20 protein-coding genes are annotated in these 18,958 nt (G+C 67.6%); 10 read left to right on the forward strand and 10 right to left on the reverse strand.

Annotated elements, in window-relative coordinates; all coding sequences use genetic code 11:
• Nucleotides 1-35: 35 nt before the first annotated feature.
• From U3653_RS29670 to U3653_RS29685, 4 genes are all read right to left on the reverse strand, one after another.
• Nucleotides 36-218, reverse strand: a complete 183-nt coding sequence (locus tag U3653_RS29670; RefSeq protein WP_195081960.1) for a DUF397 domain-containing protein — start codon at nucleotides 216-218, stop codon at nucleotides 36-38.
• Nucleotides 219-281: 63 nt separating this feature from the next.
• Nucleotides 282-488: a DUF397 domain-containing protein gene (locus U3653_RS29675; RefSeq protein ID WP_195081961.1), complete on the reverse strand. Its 207-nt coding sequence runs from the start codon at nucleotides 486-488 to the stop codon at nucleotides 282-284.
• A 71-nt stretch (nucleotides 489-559) separates the two neighbouring features.
• Nucleotides 560-766: a DUF397 domain-containing protein gene (locus U3653_RS29680; RefSeq protein WP_195081962.1), complete on the reverse strand. Its 207-nt coding sequence runs from the start codon at nucleotides 764-766 to the stop codon at nucleotides 560-562.
• Entirely contained in the window at nucleotides 756-1,649 is an 894-nt protein-coding gene (locus U3653_RS29685; RefSeq protein ID WP_323124390.1) for a helix-turn-helix domain-containing protein, read from the reverse strand. Before U3653_RS29685 ends, U3653_RS29680 begins: the two co-directional genes overlap by 11 nt.
• Nucleotides 1,650-1,878: 229 nt before the next feature.
• Here U3653_RS29685 and U3653_RS29690 point away from each other — a divergent pair, with 229 nt between their 5' ends.
• The 6 genes from U3653_RS29690 to U3653_RS29715 all read left to right on the forward strand — a co-directional run bounded on the left by U3653_RS29690 (nucleotide 1,879) and on the right by U3653_RS29715 (nucleotide 6,527).
• Nucleotides 1,879-2,376 carry a DNA-directed RNA polymerase subunit beta gene (locus U3653_RS29690; protein WP_195081964.1) on the forward strand — a complete coding sequence of 166 codons (498 nt, stop codon included), beginning with the start codon at nucleotides 1,879-1,881 and terminating at the stop codon, nucleotides 2,374-2,376.
• Nucleotides 2,377-2,595: 219 nt separating this feature from the next.
• A complete protein-coding gene (locus U3653_RS29695; RefSeq protein ID WP_195081966.1) occupies nucleotides 2,596-2,805 on the forward strand; it encodes a hypothetical protein in 210 nt (69 codons plus the stop codon).
• A gap of 261 nt (nucleotides 2,806-3,066) precedes the next feature.
• Nucleotides 3,067-3,798, forward strand: a complete 732-nt coding sequence (locus U3653_RS29700; RefSeq protein ID WP_195081967.1) for a TVP38/TMEM64 family protein — start codon at nucleotides 3,067-3,069, stop codon at nucleotides 3,796-3,798.
• A 255-nt stretch (nucleotides 3,799-4,053) separates the two neighbouring features.
• Entirely contained in the window at nucleotides 4,054-5,370 is a 1,317-nt protein-coding gene (locus tag U3653_RS29705; RefSeq protein ID WP_195081968.1) for a glycosyltransferase 87 family protein, read from the forward strand.
• A gap of 72 nt (nucleotides 5,371-5,442) precedes the next feature.
• Nucleotides 5,443-6,060, forward strand: a complete 618-nt coding sequence (locus U3653_RS29710; RefSeq protein WP_195081969.1) for a DUF1109 domain-containing protein — start codon at nucleotides 5,443-5,445, stop codon at nucleotides 6,058-6,060.
• A gap of 68 nt (nucleotides 6,061-6,128) precedes the next feature.
• Complete coding sequence (locus U3653_RS29715; RefSeq protein WP_195081970.1) at nucleotides 6,129-6,527, forward strand: hypothetical protein; 399 nt, start codon at nucleotides 6,129-6,131, stop codon at nucleotides 6,525-6,527.
• A 120-nt stretch (nucleotides 6,528-6,647) separates the two neighbouring features.
• Here U3653_RS29715 and U3653_RS29720 read toward each other — a convergent pair whose 3' ends face one another.
• Entirely contained in the window at nucleotides 6,648-7,094 is a 447-nt protein-coding gene (locus U3653_RS29720; protein WP_195081971.1) for a cupin domain-containing protein, read from the reverse strand.
• A 100-nt stretch (nucleotides 7,095-7,194) separates the two neighbouring features.
• Here U3653_RS29720 and U3653_RS29725 point away from each other — a divergent pair, with 100 nt between their 5' ends.
• Both U3653_RS29725 and U3653_RS29730 read left to right on the forward strand, forming a co-directional pair.
• A complete protein-coding gene (locus tag U3653_RS29725) occupies nucleotides 7,195-7,878 on the forward strand; it encodes a TetR/AcrR family transcriptional regulator (RefSeq protein ID WP_323124389.1) in 684 nt (227 codons plus the stop codon).
• 84 nt (nucleotides 7,879-7,962) lie between these two features.
• Nucleotides 7,963-9,666, forward strand: coding sequence for a metallophosphoesterase (locus U3653_RS29730; RefSeq protein WP_195081972.1), 1,704 nt, complete (start codon nucleotides 7,963-7,965; stop codon nucleotides 9,664-9,666).
• Between the two features lie 6 nt (nucleotides 9,667-9,672).
• Here U3653_RS29730 and U3653_RS29735 read toward each other — a convergent pair whose 3' ends face one another.
• Nucleotides 9,673-10,002: a TfoX/Sxy family protein gene (locus U3653_RS29735; protein WP_195081973.1), complete on the reverse strand. Its 330-nt coding sequence runs from the start codon at nucleotides 10,000-10,002 to the stop codon at nucleotides 9,673-9,675.
• Between the two features lie 438 nt (nucleotides 10,003-10,440).
• Between U3653_RS29735 and U3653_RS29740 the strand changes: the two genes are divergently transcribed.
• On the forward strand, nucleotides 10,441-12,657 hold the full coding sequence (locus U3653_RS29740) for a hypothetical protein (RefSeq protein WP_323124388.1): 2,217 nt from the start codon (nucleotides 10,441-10,443) through the stop codon (nucleotides 12,655-12,657).
• Nucleotides 12,658-12,894: 237 nt separating this feature from the next.
• Here the strand turns inward: U3653_RS29740 and U3653_RS29745 are convergent, their stop codons facing one another.
• Nucleotides 12,895-13,806 (reverse strand): Rossmann-fold NAD(P)-binding domain-containing protein, encoded by a 912-nt coding sequence (locus U3653_RS29745; protein WP_195081975.1) that lies wholly within the window; start codon nucleotides 13,804-13,806, stop codon nucleotides 12,895-12,897.
• 141 nt (nucleotides 13,807-13,947) lie between these two features.
• On the opposite strand from U3653_RS29745, the gene U3653_RS29750 reads away from it, so the two are divergent.
• Complete coding sequence (locus U3653_RS29750) at nucleotides 13,948-14,949, forward strand: GlxA family transcriptional regulator (protein WP_195081976.1); 1,002 nt, start codon at nucleotides 13,948-13,950, stop codon at nucleotides 14,947-14,949.
• Nucleotides 14,950-15,000: 51 nt separating this feature from the next.
• On the opposite strand, the gene U3653_RS29755 is transcribed toward U3653_RS29750, so the two are convergent.
• The 3 genes from U3653_RS29755 to U3653_RS29765 all read right to left on the reverse strand — a co-directional run bounded on the left by U3653_RS29755 (nucleotide 15,001) and on the right by U3653_RS29765 (nucleotide 18,949).
• Complete coding sequence (locus tag U3653_RS29755; RefSeq protein WP_195081977.1) at nucleotides 15,001-17,883, reverse strand: TIR domain-containing protein; 2,883 nt, start codon at nucleotides 17,881-17,883, stop codon at nucleotides 15,001-15,003.
• 334 nt (nucleotides 17,884-18,217) lie between these two features.
• Nucleotides 18,218-18,619, reverse strand: coding sequence for a DUF302 domain-containing protein (locus tag U3653_RS29760; protein WP_195081978.1), 402 nt, complete (start codon nucleotides 18,617-18,619; stop codon nucleotides 18,218-18,220).
• 60 nt (nucleotides 18,620-18,679) lie between these two features.
• Nucleotides 18,680-18,949, reverse strand: a complete 270-nt coding sequence (locus tag U3653_RS29765) for a metal-sensitive transcriptional regulator (RefSeq protein ID WP_195081979.1) — start codon at nucleotides 18,947-18,949, stop codon at nucleotides 18,680-18,682.
• Nucleotides 18,950-18,958: the final 9 nt, after the last annotated feature.

Consider the following 18,958-nt stretch of genomic DNA (forward strand, 5'->3'; position numbering starts at 1 on the left):
AAACGCCACAGCCATGTGCCGTTGATCTTGAAGGCTTAGAGGGTCGCGGTGAAGGCGTCCCACGCGGCGGGGGTGAAGACCAACGCCGGGCCGGTGGGGTTCTTGGAGTCGCGGACGCCGACCATGCCGCCTGCCAGATGGGCGACCTCGACGCATTCCTTTCCCCCACCGCTGCGGCTGCTCTTGAACCAATTCGCATTCGACAGGTTGACGTGCACGTTTGTACTCCCCTATTGGTGTAAGAAGCTGGCGAGAGCGACTACCGCGCACCATGCATCGGTCTACGAGCGGTCGAACTCGCCGCACACGAGACCGCTGGTGAAGGCATCCCAGTCGCCGGACACGAAGATTAACGCCGGGCCAGTCGGGTTCTTCGAGTCTCGGACACCGACCATCCCGCCTGCCAAGTGCGCGACCTCCACGCATTCCTGGCCGCCGCTGCTGTAGCTGCTCTTGAACCAATGCGCCTTCGACAGGTTGACGTGCACCTTCGTACTCCCTGCTGGTGAATGAACCGGATAGTGTGTGCGCGAGAGCGGCTGGCTTTCCCCGCCTCCAGCTACGAGCGGTCGAACTCGCCACCCACGACACCAGCGGTGAAGGCGTCCCACTCGCCAGGCGCGAAGACCAGTGCTGAGCGGGTCGGATTCTTGGAGTCCCGGACAGCGACCATCCCGCCTGCCAGATGGGCGACCTCCACACAATCTTGGCCGCCGCTGCTGTGGCTGCTTTTGAACCACTTTTCTCCGGATAGGTCAATGTCCACGTTCGTACTCCTTCGCCAACTGACGCAACAGATCTCGGCTGGGTTGAACATCGAGCGCGGCTCGGTGGATCACCCAATATGCGTCACGGTACCGGTCTATATCACTGACCCGCTCCAGGAAGAGCCCTCCTGTGAAGCTTTCGACGTAGACGACACTGGGCTCCTCCGGCTGACCCTTCTTGTCCGTATCGAAGTCCAAGATCAGGAACGGGCCGGTGGATGTTCCGACCGGCAACCCGGCTCGGAATGGCAACACCCGAATGTCGACATTCGGAAGAGTGCTGAGATCCGCAAGGTGGCGCGACTGGGCAGACATCACCTTCGGTGAGCCGATCACCGTTCGCAGCACGGCCTCGTGCAGTACCGCACTGAACGTCGCCGGACGACGCCTCCGAGCAACCAGCCCCTGCCGACGTAGACGAAGCTCGACGCGGCGGTCGATCTCCTCTTGCGAGTCATTGGGGAAGTACAAGATGTCGAGAGCACGAGCATAGTCCGCGGTTTCCAGCAGGCCAGGTACGACAGATGGTTGGAATTGGGTGAGCTGAGCCGCCGAAGACTCCAGTCCCATGTACACATCGAACGCCGGTGTGATCAACGATCCATAGTCGTGCCACCACGATTTCACCGGTATCTGTTCAGCCAGCGACAGCAGGTCCGCAGTCCGCTCCTCGCCTAGCTGGTACTGCTCGCATAGCAGCCGGATGTCGTGCGACCTGACCTTCTCCGTCTGTCCCTTCTCCAGACGTTGCAGCGTGCTCTTGCCCCACTCCATGAGCTTCGCGGATTCGATCAAAGTCATGCCGAGCGCCTCTCGCGCGTCGCGCAGATGGCGGCCGAGTTGGCGACGCGGCAGCGTGCTGCCGGTCTCGTCCTCTGACAAGCCTTCCCTCCCGAGGTCGTCCGAGTTCCCTGTCGGGGAAATGGTGACACCTCTCATGGGCAACCTGCTGGGAAATGGGCTGTCTTTCTTGGGTTCCCACATTACTTCTCCCAGGACCAAGCACTTCTCGTCTGCTTACCCCGCGTCTTGGCGAGAGCGATTTCTCCCCACCGAGGAGACCTCTCCAAGTCTGGGCGCATGACCAGCAACAGATCCGAGGGGAGCGCCGATGGCGATGCAATCGTTCGGGGACACACCGCGATCCAGGTGTCAGTACTACCGGCGCGAGTGCGATCTACCCGCCGTGATCGGCCCGCCCGAGTTGGGGCGGATCGTCCTGCGAGCCGGGTACGTGTCCGGGGTGACGATGCCCACCCGCCTGGGGCAAGCCGTGAAGGCTCATATGCAGAGCCGTGGCGCTTCGCTCGGACCCGTTGTGGCACATCCGCGTTCGGGGCGCTGGACGTTCCTCGTCGTCGCGGACCTGCCCGAGGACGACCGGCTGTTCGCTGAACTGTTCCGGCTGGACGTGAGCGTGTCCCGGTGCGGAGCGACGATCGCGCTGCCCTCGCCCACTGCCTCGTCCGGCGCGATCCGCCAGTGGATAGTGCCGCCGCGCGGACCGTACCGGCCATCGGGGCGCGTCGTGCTGGAAGCCATTCGCGCATGGGCTGATCAGATGCCGGACCGCCGTCGCGGGCTCAGGGCGGTGTCCAGTGCGCGATGACCGTGTCATCGTCCCCTTCCGCACCGATCGAACGCTTCCAGTGCGGTCCCGGTTCGCCCACGACAACCCGCACTGGCCGGTGTCCGGCCGCAAGAACGCGATACGAGCCCTCGACCTCCACTGTGACTGCGACTATCACACCTGCTCCACCCTCGTCGCCGCCGTGATCGTGAGCCGAGAGGATTTCCGCTACTTCCGCGACCGCGAATCGGAGCGCCCGTGACATCCCCGCGCCCCGACGAACCCGATGTCCGCCTGTCGATCTCTCTGCACGGCATGCGCTTCGACTTCGTCGCCTGCCTCACCGCCGCCCTGCTGTTCGTCCAGGAACACCAGACCCGCCGCTACACCGATGCGGTGACCGTAGCGATCACCGACACCAGCGGCCTACGCCGCCTACCGAACGAACGCCTGTATCTGGAACCCTGAATCGACGGCGACTCCTTCGATCACCAGTAAACTGAACGGTGCGCACCTGACAAGGCGCAGGAAACCGGGTACAGACCCCGCCGGTTCGCGACCGGGTTTCCACAGAAGCGCGGAGATTCGGGATTCACACCCCGGTCGGCCACCGCCGATAGCTCAAACCGTAGAGCCCCGCTTCGTGATCGTGCCCCCGTACTCCGGCGGCGGGCACACTGCGCCCTCGACGCGAACGTCCGGCCAGCTCGAGGCAGGATTGCGGGCAGCATGACGGACAACGACGGCTCCCTCCGCACCGGACGACGGCGGCACATCGCGCGGCTGGCGCTGTTCGTCGTGTTCCTGTTCGGAATGTTCTATCTGGTCGCCGTCGCCGGAGTGATCGACGTCGAACGCGTGCGCGACGCGATCGCCGCGGCCGGACCCGCGGCCCCGTTCGCCTATCTGGTGGCGTCGGCGGTGCTCGGCGCGATCTTCGTGCCCGGCCCGATGCTGGCCGCGGGAAGCGGTCTGCTGTTCGGTCCGCTGGTCGGGACCTTCGTGACCCTTGGCTCGGCGGTGGGCACGGCGATCATCACCAGCTTCCTCGGGCGGCGGGCGGGCCGCGAAAGCGCGCGCGGATTGCTCGGGGCGGAGCGCGCCGAACGCATCGATGCACAGATCGAGCGGCGCGGCCTGTGGGCGGTCGTCGGCCAGCGCTTCGTGCCCGGCATCTCGGATGCGCTTGCGTCGTATGTGTTCGGCGCGTTCGGAGTCCCGCTGTGGCAGATGGCCGTCGGAGCGTTCATCGGATCGGCCCCGCGCGCCTTCGTCTACACCGCGCTCGGCGCGTCCATCGGCGATCTGTCGGCCCCGCTGGCCTACACCGCCATCGCGGTCTGGTGCGCCACCGCGATCATCGGAGCCTTCGCCGCCCACCGCGGATACCGCAGCTGGCGGGGCGGCGCGAACCGCGAGCCAGAAGCTGCGCCGGATCGCTGCGGGGACTCGAACAAGTAGACCTACCTGCGCCGACTGTTGCGATTCCCCCACACGATGTGGCCCTACGCCTAACCCGGCTCGGACACCGAGAAAAAACGATCGGTCAACCGTTACGTCCCTCACCGCTTGCCCATTGCTGACGCGAGACGGCAAGCGCCTCTTCCAAATACGCGACCCCGATGACTCCAAGCGCATGCTGCTGCGAAGCTGTCGGCGTGCTTGCTAGCGTTTGTCGCGAACGTTTCGTTCCGGCCGACGATCCGGGGGTGCGGCTTGCGCAGTGACGATGTGGATGAAATCGCGGTGCCGGCTCGCTGGGCGGTGCTCGCGCTCGCGGGCGGCGTGTGCGCGCTGATCGTCCAAGCGGTGTTGGTCCCGTTGTGGGCAGCTCCGCAATTCGGATTGCTGGTCAACCAAGGCGATCTGGAGATCTACCGCAGCGGCGCTTGGCAACTGCTGCATCGGGACCCGCTGTACGCGGCTCCGGTGCCTCCGGGTGGCTGGTTCACCTATCCGCCCTTCGCGGCGATGTGTTTCGTTCCGCTGGCGCTGCTCTCGTTCGACACGGCGCGGATCGCGGGGTTCGCGATCACCTGTTTCGCCTTGTTGGCCACCGTCTGGCGGTGCTGGCGGGTGCTCGGCTACCGCGGCGACGCGCGCCTGGCGGTGTTCTGCCTGGGCTTGGCGGCGGTCGCGGTGGACATCGAGGCCGTGCGGGGGACGTTGTGGCAGGGCCAGGTGAATCTGGTGCTCATGGCGATCATCGTGTGGGATTTGACGCGTCGCAGGTCAGCGCGTTTCCGTGGGTGGTCGGTGGGAGTGGCGACCGGCGTGAAACTGACCGCGATCGTGTTCGTCCCCTATCTGATCGTCACGCGACAGTGGCGGGCGGCGGCCACGGCGCTGACGACCACGGCTGCCACCATGCTGCTCGCTTGGCTGGTGGCGCCGTCGGACACCCGTGAGTATTGGTTGCACGCGGTGCGCGATACCGATCGGATCGGGCCGGTGACGCATCCGGGCAACCAATCGATCAACGGGGTCTTGGCCAACATCTGGGCACCGGCCACGGTGCCGACCGGGACATGGCTGCTGTGCGTATCGATCGCGGCGGCACTCGGTTTCGCTGCCGCGTGGGCGGCCCACCGACTGCGCCAGGAACTGCTCGGGTTGGTCGTGACCGGACTGATCGGCTGCGCGATCCCGCCGTTGGCTTGGGGGCATCACTGGGTATGGTTCGTGCCGCTGCTGATTCTGCTGTCGCACTATGCGATTCGCGAGCGTTCCCGTATCCGGACAGTTCTCGCGGCGGCCACGGTGACGAGTGCCGCCGCCGCCTCGATGTGGTTCACCACCGTCGTTTTCACCGAAATCGAACGACTCGACCTCACCGGCGCACCGAGTTACATCCCGGCCATGAACGCCGCGGTGGAACGAATGCCGCAGTGGTTCCGGGCGGTCGTCTGCGGTGTTCCGCCCGCGATCTATCTCGCGGTGGTGACCGCCGTCCTCGTCTCTTGGCTCCGCTCGCGCCGAGCCAGCAACATCGTCGGCACACAGCCGCCGATCCCGGTCTCGAGCCACAACTAGGGCACGTTCGAAAATCCCCGATCGTCCCTGTGCCGGTGTTCAGGACCACTGCGGCGCGGTACTTTCGGCCCGGTGAGCAACCGGGAGCCCGATGGCCGGGCATTGGTAGACCAGGATGAGCCGAACTGGGCTCCCGGGCCGATTCACCTGGCATTCACCTTCGTTCCAGTCGTTGTGTTGGTGTGCGTCTACTACGACTGGTGGCCGTCCCGCTACGGCTGCTTCGCCTGGGCCGATCCGCTGTTGTTCGGCGCTGCGGCCGTACTCGTGCTCCTCATCTGCGGTGCGGTATGGGCGGTCCGAACGCTGTATGTCGTAGGTAGGCGCCGGACATGGTCATGGTGGATCGCGGCTGCCCCCGCGATGATCTTCGCGGTCGCGGGCACCATTGCGCTCCTGCCTCGCCCGTCGTTCGAAGACACCCGTCCGCAGTTCGAGCAGGTGGCCCTGGACCTACTGGCGAGCTCGGAATCTTCACGCTCCCGTTTCGAAATCGGCCGGTTCGACATCAGCTATGCCAGGAAAGACCCCGACGGAGCCGTGTACTTCATCGAGGATGGCGGGCTCGGGCTCACGGTGAGCAACGGGTGGGCGTACTCCCCTCATGGCACACCGGTCGGCTTCGACGACTTCACCGCAACTCACCTCGGCGGCCCGTGGTACGAGTTCACCGCTGTGTGGCGTAGCTGACGTCGCCGCCTGCTCACCCCTGGGAGCATCGAGCATTCCAGACCAGCTGGTATGACAGGCTGTCCGTCATGTCCACCCGGGCCTCCACCTCGCCGAACCTCACCGACCATGGACGTACCGCCTCGATTCTGCGGTTCACCACCGAATTGATCGCCTGGATCGCCACCCCGCTGGCACTGGCCGATCACTCGCTCGTGCTCGCGGTCGCGGCGTTGGTCCTGCTCATCGGGCTGCCGACCCTCTTCTCCACCCCTGGCGACAAGAAACAGGTCCTCATCCCTGTCCCCGGCGTAGTCACCATCGGACTCGTCGTGCTCCAACTCGTCGCCGCCGTACTCGCGTCCTGGGCCACCTGGCCGGCCTGGCCGGCCGTCGTCGTCACCACGCTGACGGTCATCACGACGATCACCGAACTGCCACGTTGGCGCTGGCTCCTCGGGGCGTCGGCCCGTCCCGCCGGTCGGTAACCCTGGCACGGGTCGAATTCTCGGCTGCCGACACCGTTGCGGTGCCCGCGCCGCCGGATCGCCCGACCGCCGACACCCCGACGCCAGCGGGTCGGACAGCCGCCCATGCGACCGAAGGTCCTACGCGCAGGCCGGGGCTGGTGCGTCGACGAACAGCGGTTCGCCCGTGGGCGGGGCGTAGACGACGTCGAGGACCAGCGGCTCCGCGCCGAGGTTCCGGCCGATGTGCACATTCCATTCACCCGCTGGCTCGTAGATGAACTCGCCGGTGCGGAAGACCGGAGCGTCGCAGTCGGGGCCGGGGTGGGTGAGCGTCCCCGAGCGGACGAAACCGAAGACCGGGCCGAGATGGTAGTGCCAACCGGTGGAGCCGCCGGGGCCGATGGTGATCTCCCGAACGACCAGATCGGTGCCCGCGACGAACGGCACCAGCCCGGCGGGGATCTGCGCCTGGCCGAGGGTGACGGCGGTGATGTCGCTACCGGGCGTCGCGTCGGCGGGCGCCGCGCTCACCAGCGCACCGGCGAGCGCAACCGGCATCGCGGCGACGCGAAGAAAGAGCGTCATCCTGGCAGCTTAGCCACGTCGGCGGCAGCGGAACGCCCGTTCGCCGAACGCCGCCGCGGCGACGAGCACCCGCGCCGCGATCCTGGATTACCGTACGTACGTGGCCAGGACAGACGAAGCGGATTCCACGGCGAACATTCTCGACGCCGTGGTGTCGCTGCTCGAATCGGACGGCTACGACGCGGTTCAACTGCGTGCGGTCGCCCGGAACGCGCACGTCTCCCTGGCCACGGTCTACAAGCGATACCCCACCCGCGACGACCTGATGCTCGCCGCCGTCGAACGATGGATGGCGACCAATACCTACGCCACCCCCGCCCCGGCCATCGAAGGCGAGAGGCTGGCCGATGGCCTGATGCGGTTGTTGCGCTACGTATTCCAACCCTGGGAACGCAATCCCCGAATGCTCGAAGCCTACTACCGCGCGCGCTCGGGCCCCGGCGGCCGGCGACTGGACGCGCAAGGCTTCGACGCCGTGCTGCCCGCCGCGAGCGCCCTGCTCGCCGATGCCGATCCGGACTACGCCGCCGATATCGCGCTGGTGCTGACCAACATGATCTACGCGCTGATCGGCCGCTTCGCCCACGCCGATCTCGACATCGCCGAAATCCTGCCCGCCATGGAGCGCACTGTGCTCAGGCTGACCGGGAACAACGAACCGCTGGCGGCTGCCGCCGGGTCCGCGCGACCGGGCGCGCCGCAGTTCCCGTGGAGCGCTTCGCTCGTCTCCCCGTTCTCTCCAGGTCCTCCCCGGGATTCGAAGCAATCGCCGGAACCGGAATAGCGAAACCGACTGTTCACGAGGTATTCCCGCCCGCGGCGCGATGTCGAGTTGCTCCGCGCGCCTGCCCGGTAGAGCATCTGCCGTATGCCGTCCACACCGCTGAATCCAGCAGGCGACATTCCGGACACCGGAATTCCCGGCCGTCTCGCTGCCCACATGACCATGACCGAGCAGCACGAATGGCACCGCTCCTACCTGCGCCGTCGCCCGGTGTCACGGCGCAACATCCTGCGCGGCGCCGCCGCGGCGGCAGCGGTGGCCGCGGTCGGCACGACGCCGTTCGGCAGGCGCGCCTACGCCGAGGAGGCGCAGCTCGCGGTGGGCGGACGGCGCGTCGCCTTCGGGCCGGACGCGGCCAGCCAACTGCGGTTCGCGGCGCAGCTCTCGCGGCGTCCGGCGGGCGCCACGGTGTATCTCGACCACGGACCGACGCCTGCGCTGGGCGCGACGGTCGAGGCCGAGGTGCGCAACCTGCTCACCCAGCTGCCCACCGCCGACGGCGGCGTGCTCGCGGCCGAACAGTTCTACGTCCACGCCCCGGTGGACGGCCTGCCCGGACGGGTGCCGCACTTCTACCGGTGGCGGACCTCGGACGGATTCGTCGGCGACATCCGCGCCGCCGCGCCCGCGATGCCCAGCGCACGCCCAGCGGTCCTTCCGTTCCGGTTCACCATGATGGGCGACCAGGGCACCGACGAGACCCCGGCGTTGCCGGAGGGCGTCGCTCCCGGCGACTACGACGACAAGTACTACAGGGCCGACAACGATCCCGCCGCCCCGCACGCGAGCAATGTGCTGCGCCAGATCGCCGCCGCACGTCCGGATTTCCACATCCTCGCGGGCGACATCGCCTACGCCGACCCCTCCGGCGCGGGCAAGCCGGGACAGTTCGCCGCGCACGGAGCACGACCGGCGAGCGGTTTCGACAAATACAACCCCTACGTCTGGGACGTCTACTTCAACGCCATCGAGCCCAGCGCCGCCCAGACGCCGTGGATGTTCGCCACCGGCAACCACGACATGGAGGCGACCTACGGCGACCACGGCTACGGCGGGCATCTGGCGCGCCTGGACTTCCCCGGCAACGGTCCGGCGGGCTGCCCCTCGGCGTACACGTTCACCTACGGCAATGTCGCGGTGCTCTCCCTGGACGCCAACGACGTCACCTACGAGATCCGGGCGAACAGCGGCTATTCCGGTGGGGCGCAGACCAGTTGGGTGGAGCGCACCCTGGCCGCCCACCGCGCCGACCCCGACATCGATTTCATCGTCTGCTTCTTCCATCACTGCGCGTATTCGACCACCGAATCGCACGCCAGCGACGGTGGCGTGCGCGACGCCTGGGTCGGGCTGTTCGACCGGTACCAGGTGGACCTGGTCCTACAAGGCCACAACCACGTCTACGAGCGCACCGATCCGCTGCGCGGCGGACAGGCGACGAAGGTCGCGGGCGACAACTCGATCGTCTACCCGGAGACCGAGGGCACCGTCTACTACACCGTGGGCGGCGGCGGGCGCCCACGCTACGAATTCCAGCCCGGATCGCAGGAGACCTTCCGCGGCAACGAGCTGGCCGACACCTCGGTGCCCAACAGTTATGTGTGGACGCCGGGCGGCGGCAAGCAGGACGAAGCCGCGCCGTGGTCACGGGTCCGCTTCCGCAACTACTCGTTCCTGCGCGTCGACGTCCGGCCGGGCGTGTTCGCCAGTGAGATGGACGTGGTCGCGGTGGACGAGTACGGCCGCGAATTCGACCGCGTGCTTTTCCGGCGGCAGGTCAGGGCCTGATCCGGGCTATTTCTTCTTGGGCGGTAGGGTCCGGGCGTAGGCGACGCCGCGCTCGACCCATTCCCGCAGCACCTCGTCGTCGTCGACGGCGGTGACCCGCAGCCAGCCGGCCATTTCGCGCCCACCCATGACCATGGGCTGCACCGCGTCACCGACGAGCCGCTCGCCCTCGTCGGGGTCCACCCGCACCAGCAGACCGCCCTGCCCGCTGGCGGCCACCGCCATATTGCCGCCGATCAAGAAGGCCAGGCCGCCGAACATCTTCCGCTCGGTGAGCTCGGGGCCGGGCGCGATCAGTTCCCGGATTCGCTCGGCCAGCTCCTCGTCGTATGCCATGACGGCATTGTTCACCTGCTGTCCGACAAGTCGGGTGATCCGCGACCGGACACGGCCCCGTGTCCTCGTCCCCGGGCGCACACCGATGACGAGAGATGCGCCCACCGCGTGAAATACCTTGCATTCCAATGACTTCGACGCACACCACCAGTGGGCGAACGAGGTACGTACGTACACTCCCGAGCCGCCTGGATGTCATTGGACGTTCAAGCGGATGTTTCCGTCCCTGTCTGTAATACAGGCGTGAGACGGGGGCGAGGTGCCATCGGCGTTCGCGCGCAACCCGTTTCGGTAGTCGCCGTAGACCGCGCCCCCACAGACGGGACGAAGGACCCTTTCGTGCACATCTGCCTTCCGGCGGTGCGACCACGCACTGTCCGCCTCAGTTCGACCGAGCGGCATTCGACAGGAGTCCTGCGCGAGTTCCCCATAACTGTATTGCTCACCCGAGCTGCGCGCTGGTGGCCGCTTTCCCGGGCGAGCGCGTGGCGGCGACGGGCGTTCTGGCTCGCGCTGAGCGTCTTCGCGCTCTTCGTCTTCCCCGGCTTCCTCGGTGCGCTGGCCTTCGCCCAGGACGCGGCGGGCGGCACCTCCGGAACCTCCGGCATCGATGGGCTCAGCTGGATGAACATCCACGACTCGTCGGGCATCCCGCTGTCGGACTACCGGTTCGCCACCGGTGACGAGAGCCTGCTGAAGCCGCGCACCACCATTCTGTGGGCCGTGCTGGGCCTGGAGTTCATCGGTTACATAGCCATCGTGACGACCGCCATCTGGTTGATCGGTTACGCGCTGAGCTTCCGGTGGCTGGACATGTTCAGCTCGGCCCTGCACGGCGTGGCCGACGCGCTCACCGCGCAGATCGCGACACCGATCATGCTGGTCACGGCGGCCACCATCGGCGCGGTCTGCGTCGGATGGTTCGTCGCGCGCGGCTACCACGCCAAGGCCACCATGCAGGTGGTGACGATGGTCGGCGTCGCGCTGCTGGGTCCGTTGTTCCTGGCCGAGCCTCTGGCGGACGTGCTGTCCTCGCACGGGTTGCTGGCGCAGGGCCGCGATCTCGGTATCTCGGTGGCCGCCGGACTGAACGGGAACGCCGACCCGGACCCGACCCAGTTGGTGGCCACGATGCAAAGCGATCTGGCCGACAATTTCGCCCGGCAGCCACTGCAGGTGTGGAATTTCGGGCACACCGTCGACCAGCGGCCCGCCTGCCGATCGGCGTGGTCGTCGGGGGTGGCGGCAGGCGACGACTCCCGGGTGATCAGCGGCCTGAAATCCTGCGGCGACACCGCAGCGCACGCGAAGGCCGAGAATCCATCGATGGGACAGGTCGCGACCGGGCTGATGCTGTTGGTCTGCGGCGGCATTCTGCTGGCCTTCGCGATGTATCTCGGCATGAAGGTCATCAAGGCCGCGCTGGACACGATCTATCACGGGTTCATGTCGATATTCGGCTTCGCGGCGGGCGGATTCGTGTACGGCCCGACCCAGACGTTCCTGGTGCGCAATATCGTCGACAGCTTCGTCGCGGCGGCGCGAATGACGGCGTACACGATATTCCTCGGCGTCTACGTGTTGTTCATGGGCAATCTGTTCGCGCAGGCGCGCGGACAGGTCATGGCGGTGATCATCATCGCGGGCACCGTCGAGATCGTCGCCGTCTTCCAGCTCAAACGCCTCAGCAGCGGCCTCAGCCGGGGCAACGAGTGGATCGCCAATCGCTTCGCACTCGCGATGCAGGGCAGTGCGGGCAAGTCGGCGAGCGGCGGGACCGCCCTCGGGATGGGCGGTGGCGGCGGCGGTGGGAAAACCGCGCCCGGCATGGGGTGGGTGACCACGCTCGCCACGCTCAACACCGTCAACTCCTCGCCGGTGACGGCGTGGCTGGCCGGCGGGCGGGTCAATCCGTTGAATCCGCTCTCCGGCACCAGGAGGACGATCGAACGCTCCACCAGAAGGATCCTGGCCAGCCGCGAAGCGGGCTACGTCGAGCATCAGTTGTCGCGTACCAACTGGCGGGGCGTCGCGGTCGACGCGGCCCAGTCGGTCGGGGGCATACACACTCAGCTCGGTGTCTCACGGGCGTTGAAGGTGCTGCGAGACAACAAGGTTCCCGATTCGCGGGTGCATGCCGTGCTGCTGTCCTCCGGCGCGAGCCACGAGATGGTCACCCATGCGTTCACGGCACATTCCGTCCAGGAGTCGACGGCGTCGCAGAACCCGTACAGCTTCGCTCCGTTGCAAAAGGCGATCGCGGCGGCGTGGGCGGTGGACAACCACGTCGACCACGAGGCGCGCGACGCCTTCGCCGCCCAGGCGGTGATCGCGGCCGACAGCTTCGTCCGGCACAGCAACGCGCCCGCCCCCAACGCGAACATCGATCACGCGTTCGTGCGGCGGGTCGAGCGGAATTGGCATTCCGACCGCGCACTGCGAGCGGCGATCACCCCGGACGAGTGGGACAACGCGGGCCGCGACACCCGGTGGGCGATCGGCCACCGGGTCGCGACCATGCACCAGGAGGCCGCCCGCGAGTACTACGCGAACCCGAACAACATGACCCGCGAAGCCCTGATGCGGTCGGCCAGACGCGTCGCCAACCTCGACCACCTCGATCCAGAGGGCGGACTCGACCCGTGGAACCCGTGACGAGCCGGGCTGTCCCGTGCACGGGCTCCTACGGCCGCCACTCTTCGCCGGGTGCCCCGGCCCGCCGGACGACGCGGTAGCGTGACCGGATGCGCAGCGTCGAACTGCCCAGCCAGATCGCGGGGAAGGCGACGCCTTCCTGACCGATGTCCGCGCTCGCGGGCCCCACCTTGTCGGCGTAGACCTCGACCGCGGACCGCGCCGCCGCGAGTCACGGCGCGTAGGCCCGCATCGCGCTCAGGCCGCGCGCACCACCTGCGCGAACACGTCGTCCGGATCGGATGCCTTCAGGCCGAACGTGTCCCGGATGGCGGAGTCGTCGACGGTGAAGCGCGCGTGCGACATGTGATAGGTCTCGAACAGCTCGGCCCAGAACGGGTCGGTCAGGCCGAGCAGCGTCAGTTCGCGATCGCTCATGACCGCAAGTCGCGGCTCCGGCGCGCCGGCCGCCGCGGCGAATCGCCCGGCCAGCTCACGCGCGGTGGCGGTGATGACCGGCGCGTGCCAGGCACGGCCCCACGAGCGCTCGTCGCGGGCCACCGCGACCGCTGCCGCCGCCGCGTCACCGATCGCGGTGTAGGCGTGCGGCAAATCGAGTTCCTGCGGCAGCAACGCCAACTGTCCGGCCAGGATCTTCGGCTGAGCGAGCAAGGAGAACAACGAGATCGCGCCGGGACCGACGAACTGTCCCGCCCGCACCTCGGCCACGCGCACCCGGCCCGCCCGGTGCGCCTTCTCGGCTTCCCGCCACATCCGCGCACGCACCCGCCCTTTCGGCCCGGTGGCCGCCAGCGGTGACTGCTCGGTGACCAGGCCGTCGGCCGGACCATAGCCGTACAGATTGCCGAGCATCACGTAGTTCGCACCGGTCCGCTCAGCGGCGGAACGAACGGAGCCGAACAGTGGCGGAACGGTCTGCGGCCAGGTGTGATAGGCGGGCATCGCCATGTTGAACAGTGTTTCGGCGCCCTCGGCGACGGCGGTCAGCGCAGCCGTGTCCAGAGCGTCCAGGGCGACTCGCTCGATGTTCGGGTGCTCGGGTCCGGCACCGCTGCGGCTGACGATCCGTACCCGATCGCCGGACTCGGCCAGTAGCGCGGCGGTGGCCGAAGCGGTCGCGCCACGTCCGACGATGACTTGCGAAGGCATGCGACTTCCTCTCTAGGACAACGAGATTCACGCGATCATTGGCACCGGGCGCACCGTTCGCCGATCGCGTGCTACTCAGCCTGCCGTGGCGCGGCGGGGTAGGCTACTGGCCGGATTGCCAACTATCCCAAGGATCAGGCCATGCAGACTGTCGCCGTCATCGCGGTTCCTCCGGTGAAGGCTTTCGACCTGGCCATGCCGGAAACGGTGCTGGGCGCGGCGATGGTGGACGGCGAGCCCGGCTACCGCATCGTCGTGTGCACCGCCGTGCCCGGTGTGCTTCCCGCAGGGCTGGGTGGATTCGACGTGGTCGTCTCCCGGGGCTTGGAGGCGATCGAGGAAGCGGACATCGTCATCGTGCCGAGCACGGGCAGCCGCGCCGACGCGGACGCGGCCACGCTCACCGCCCTGCGCGGCGCGGTGGCCGCGGGCAAGCGCGTCACCTCGATCTGCAGCGGCGCCTTCGTGCTCGCGCAGGCGGGTCTGCTGTCCGGTCGCACCGCCACCACGCATTGGGCTCTCGCCGACGAACTGGCGGCGAACCACCCGGATGTGTCGGTCCGCAGCGACGCACTGTTCATCGAAGACGGTCCGATCACCACGGCCGCGGGCGCGGCGGCCGGAATAGATCTGTGCCTGCATCTGATCCGCGCCGACTACGGCGCGACCGTCGCGAACGCCGCCGCCCGCACCGCCGTCGTCACCCCGGTGCGACCCGGCGGGCAGGCGCAATTCGTGGATGCCCCCTTACCCGCGGAGAACGGCGTGACGCTCGCCGACACCCGCGCCTGGGCGCTGCGCCGACTGGACCGACCGCTGTCGCTGGACGACCTGGCCGCCCACGCCCGCGTCAGCGTGCGCACGCTCACCCGCCGCTTCCACGAGGAAACCGGCCTCAGCCCGCAGAAATGGCTGCTGCACCAGCGCCTGCAACGCGCGAGGGAACTGCTGGAATCCACCACGCTGCCGATGGATCAGGTGGCCAGGCACAGCGGCATCGGCTCGGCGGAGTCGCTGCGCCAGCACATGATCCGGCATGTCGGAGTGCCGCCGAGCAGCTACCGCGCGTCGTTCACCCGCTCGCCTGTGCCGCCCGACCGCGCGGGAACGGCGGCCGGCACGCCGACCGCCGGTAACCCGTGAAGGAGCCGTCACGCACGGTGCGCAATACGGCTGAGGGCAGTGGAAGGCTCCCTATGGACAGCGAGCTCGTGCAGGCCGCGCAACCCCCATCAAGGCGCTCCATTCGGTGTCGGTGAGATCGGCGCCCGCATGTGCGCAAGCGGTCCGGATCAGGCCGTCCGGTGAGATATCCCGTTCGATCAGCGTTCCATCGACGCCGCCGGAGAACGTCGGACCGGGGTTCACCGTCACGAGATACCGTCCGTCAGCGGACAAGGCGACGGCGGATGGGACGTGCCAGACGGAATCCGGCTGGAGTTCGCCGAGATTCGTGCCGTCGGTGAAGAGAGTGATATAGCCCGCCTGGTCCTTCGCGGCGACTACGGTAGCGTCCGCTGCGGCGGCGAGCTGAGCGGACGCGTTCCGGGTGCTGCGGAAAGGGATCGTCCGCTCACGATGCGAGCCGGTCCGATCCCATATCTCGATGCTGTCTTCCCGGCGGATCAGCAGATGTGGCCCGGCGAACAGCACCGCCTGCACGTCCTTGCCGTCGATGTCGTGCGTGTCCTGCTCTCCCGCCAAGTCGTAGACCGATATGTTGTCGGCGTCACGCATGACCAGGAACTCTCCGGCCGCGTCGATTCCCGCTTCCGCGACAGGGTCGGTGTCCACGGCGCCACCCAGCGGAACGAATTCCGTATCGATGTGGCCGGTGGCCAGATCGTGCAGATATGCCCGTCCCCTGCTGTCCACGGATACGGCGGTCGGTGACGAGGACGACACTCCGGCCGCCGCGACGCTGACATGCGGTGGCGGTGAGGACAGGACCGCCACCTCGAATGGAGTCTCGACCTGTGGCCGGTGGGCGGATACGCGTTGTTCGTTCCCGAACGCGGGATTCGCGGCGATAGCCAGCATCGCGCCATCCGCGCGCCATGCGGGAACACCGGACAGGCCGGGTATGGAGAGCCGCCGGGATGAGTCCGGCCTGAGCTGTTGCAGGATCACGACGTCGTCGTCCAGCGCCGAACCATCCGGATCCTTGCCCTTGCCGGTGATCACCGCGGTGCGTCCGTCCGGGGACAGCGACAAGCTGGGCGGGCAAGCATTGCATCCTTTGACGATCGGCACCGGAATGGATTTCGCCAGCCGGTCGCGCTGGGTGAGATCCCAGAGGGTGATCAGCCGCCCGGACGCCGAAACCAGTCGCGTTTCGGAGTTCCCGAGGAAACGCAGTAGCTTCCGGTCGAAGTCGACGGCAGTACCGGTGATCAGTGGAGGCTGCTCCGCAGGCGTTGGCTCGCTGGTCACGGGCGCGACATAGAACCCGGCGTCGGCGCTGGGCACCGCCGCTATCCGCCCCGAGCGGCTCAGCACGGCGGAAGCCGACCGCCTGGGCATCGCGACACCCACGTATTCCGGCTCCGGACGGACAGCGTCAGGCGACGGCCGCAGCCGGAAAACGGGCACGGGAATACCAGGCAAGACCGCGCAAGTGAACGATGACCCGTCCGGCGACAATTCTCCGACGTCTTGACCCACGCCGCAGGCGTAGTCGGTGGCGGTGTCGAGGGGTGAGAGATCGACGGTGGCGCCGTCGCGCAGCGAGACCTGCCGCACCCTGCCGTCGGTGCCCAGCAGACGCAAGGTCGTGTCGTCGACGAACACCATGCTGTTGATTGCGCGATCGGTCGGGCGTGTGGCGATGACCTCTCCAGAGGCGATGTCGATGATGTCGACCGTCCCGGAAGTGCCTTCCTCCGCATCGAGTCTGCTGCGGTGCACCGCACCGAACTTGCCGGACGCGGATATGGCGACGACTTTCATCGCGCCGGCATCGTGCACGCCGAAGTCCGGCCGAGCCGAGTTGCCGCCCCACAGCGTGATCGAGCCGCCGTCCGTCGCGAGTACCGTCCGGCCGTCCGCGGCGACGGCGACCGAGAGGACCTTGCCGGGCAAGCGCGCGACCGAAGTCGTCGCAGGCTCACCGGGCGCCCATGTCACGACTTGCCCGTCGGCGAGCCCGGCCACCACGGTCGTGCCATCGGCGCTGCTCTGCAAAGCGGTGACCTCCGCCGGTGCGGCGGCGTAGCGAGAAACGTTCGGACCGGCCAGATTCGCGCGCAGCAGAGCGGAATGGTGCGCGGGACTCGGGTCGAGACGGTACGCGGCGACGGCCAGAAGCAGGGCCGCGCGCACATCAGTGGCCATCTTGGTGTCGGCGACCGAAGCCATGAGCCGCGCCGTGGCGATTCTGGCCTCCGCCTCGGCGCGATTGCTCTGCGCCCAGGCGACGAACGCCGCGACCAGCGCGATGACCAACAGCATGGCCAATGCGCCGATGGCGATGTTCGCCACGCGCAGGTTTCGCTTGGTCTGTTGATAACCCTCGGATTTGAGATCCGCCTCGGATACGCCGCGAATGACCGCGGCGATGCCGACCGCGATGGCCTCGATGTCCGGGCGCGGGACGCCGGTCGAATCCGCACGCCATTTGATCGTCTTGTAGACGGGTTCGGAGGCGAAAACTCCGAACAGGCGTGGCGGCAGCGCGGTTGAGCGCGCTCGGTCCCAATCCCCGGCTGATTCATCCCAGACCAACGATCCGGCGCTGAGGACCAGAAGTATCGTCTCGGGAGACCGATGCGCCAGCCACCACTCGATTTCGCGGTCCACCCACTCGGAGCTGGCAGCCTCGGGTGAAGCCACCACGACCAGCCACTGGGAACGCGACAGACCTGCGACGATCTTGTCCTCCAGGCCAGGACCGATCGAGACACCGCTGTAGTCGAGGAAGATTCGCATGCGCGGGAAGCGGTACCACGGCCGCGGCAGTTTCTCGATCGCGTTCTGCACCAGCGGGAGCACTGCCCGGTCCCGATCGCCGCTATAGGACAGGAACGCGCCGTAACCGGTGTCCGCGCGTGTAGTCCGCCGCCGCAGCGCCACTCTCACAACCGCGCCTCGCGTCCAGGCGTGTCCGGCGCCGACGTTCGCCACACACCATCACGAACTACGCCTTCCACCGGCATCAGGCCCCTCCTCCCGATTGTCGAGGCTCCCGCACTCGCCTCGACACCGATTCAACCATCGCACCGGCGGACGACGCCAGGAATACTCGCTGGCTCGCAATGGATTTCGCCGGCACCGGGACGTGGAAAGCGATTTCGCGGCGGCCCGAGCTGGGGCGGAATCCGAACCGGCTGTCCCTCCGTGCGGACGCCAGCGATCATATGCCAAGCCCGCACGCGAGCAGCGGCCGGTTCAGGTCAGGCCGACGTCCCTCGATTCAGCCGGCGCCGAGGGCATCGATGGCAGCGCGCAGGCGCGTGGTGGCGTCGGCAGCGACAGCCTGCAGTTCCGGTTCGTCGGTGACCTCGACCATGACTTGGGGGTTCATCGCTTCGACGCGAATGGCGTCGGCGTCGGCGGGATCGCGCCGGACCACCACGTTGCAGGGCAACAGCAGCCCGATCTGGCGATCGATCTCCACGGCGCGATGGGCCAGGGGCGGGTTACAGGCGCCGAGGATGCGGTAGTCCTCCATGTCCTGGCCGAGTTTGGCTTTCAGGGTGGCTCGCATGTCGATCTCGGTGAGCACACCGAAGCCTTGCTCGGCCAGTGCGGCGCGGGTGGCTTCCACGGCATCGTCGAAGCCGGTACGCAGGGTAGTGGAAATCGCCAGATCCATGCTGAATGCCTCCTTATGAGGATGGTCGGTCGGGCCATCGCGTGCACCGCGACGCATGCGTCACGCGAGGGTCAGAAACAATTTCTCCAATTGGTCGACGGTCATCGGATCGGCGGTCTCGGCGTCCGGGTTCACGAGGCATTCCCGCAGCCCGGTGGCGACGATCTTGAAACCCGCTCGGTCCAGCGCTTTGGAGACCGCCGCCAGCTGCGTGACCACGTCTTTGCAGTCCCGGCCCTGCTCGATCATCGCGATCACTCCGGCGAGCTGGCCGTGGGCGCGGCGCAGACGATTGAGTACCGAGGCGATGGCGTCTTCGTCGCCGACCATGATTTTTCT

This window comes from Nocardia implantans (assembly GCF_035544775.1).
GTDB lineage: Bacteria > Actinomycetota > Actinomycetes > Mycobacteriales > Mycobacteriaceae > Nocardia > Nocardia implantans.

Bases quoted from the DNA above. Each gene is read 5' to 3' on its own strand.
- U3653_RS29690 (WP_195081964.1), top strand. From the start codon at position 1,879: ATGGCGATGCAATCGTTCGGGGACACACCGCGATCCAGGTGTCAGTAC.
- U3653_RS29700 (WP_195081967.1), top strand. From the start codon at position 3,067: ATGACGGACAACGACGGCTCCCTCCGCACCGGACGACGGCGGCACATC.
- U3653_RS29715 (WP_195081970.1), top strand. From the start codon at position 6,129: ATGTCCACCCGGGCCTCCACCTCGCCGAACCTCACCGACCATGGACGT.
- U3653_RS29720 (WP_195081971.1), bottom strand. From the start codon at position 7,094: ATGACGCTCTTTCTTCGCGTCGCCGCGATGCCGGTTGCGCTCGCCGGT.
- U3653_RS29730 (WP_195081972.1), top strand. From the start codon at position 7,963: ATGCCGTCCACACCGCTGAATCCAGCAGGCGACATTCCGGACACCGGA.
- U3653_RS29735 (WP_195081973.1), bottom strand. From the start codon at position 10,002: ATGGCATACGACGAGGAGCTGGCCGAGCGAATCCGGGAACTGATCGCG.
- U3653_RS29745 (WP_195081975.1), bottom strand. From the start codon at position 13,806: ATGCCTTCGCAAGTCATCGTCGGACGTGGCGCGACCGCTTCGGCCACC.
- U3653_RS29750 (WP_195081976.1), top strand. From the start codon at position 13,948: ATGCAGACTGTCGCCGTCATCGCGGTTCCTCCGGTGAAGGCTTTCGAC.
- U3653_RS29760 (WP_195081978.1), bottom strand. From the start codon at position 18,619: ATGGATCTGGCGATTTCCACTACCCTGCGTACCGGCTTCGACGATGCC.
- U3653_RS29765 (WP_195081979.1), bottom strand. From the start codon at position 18,949: ATGGTCGGCGACGAAGACGCCATCGCCTCGGTACTCAATCGTCTGCGC.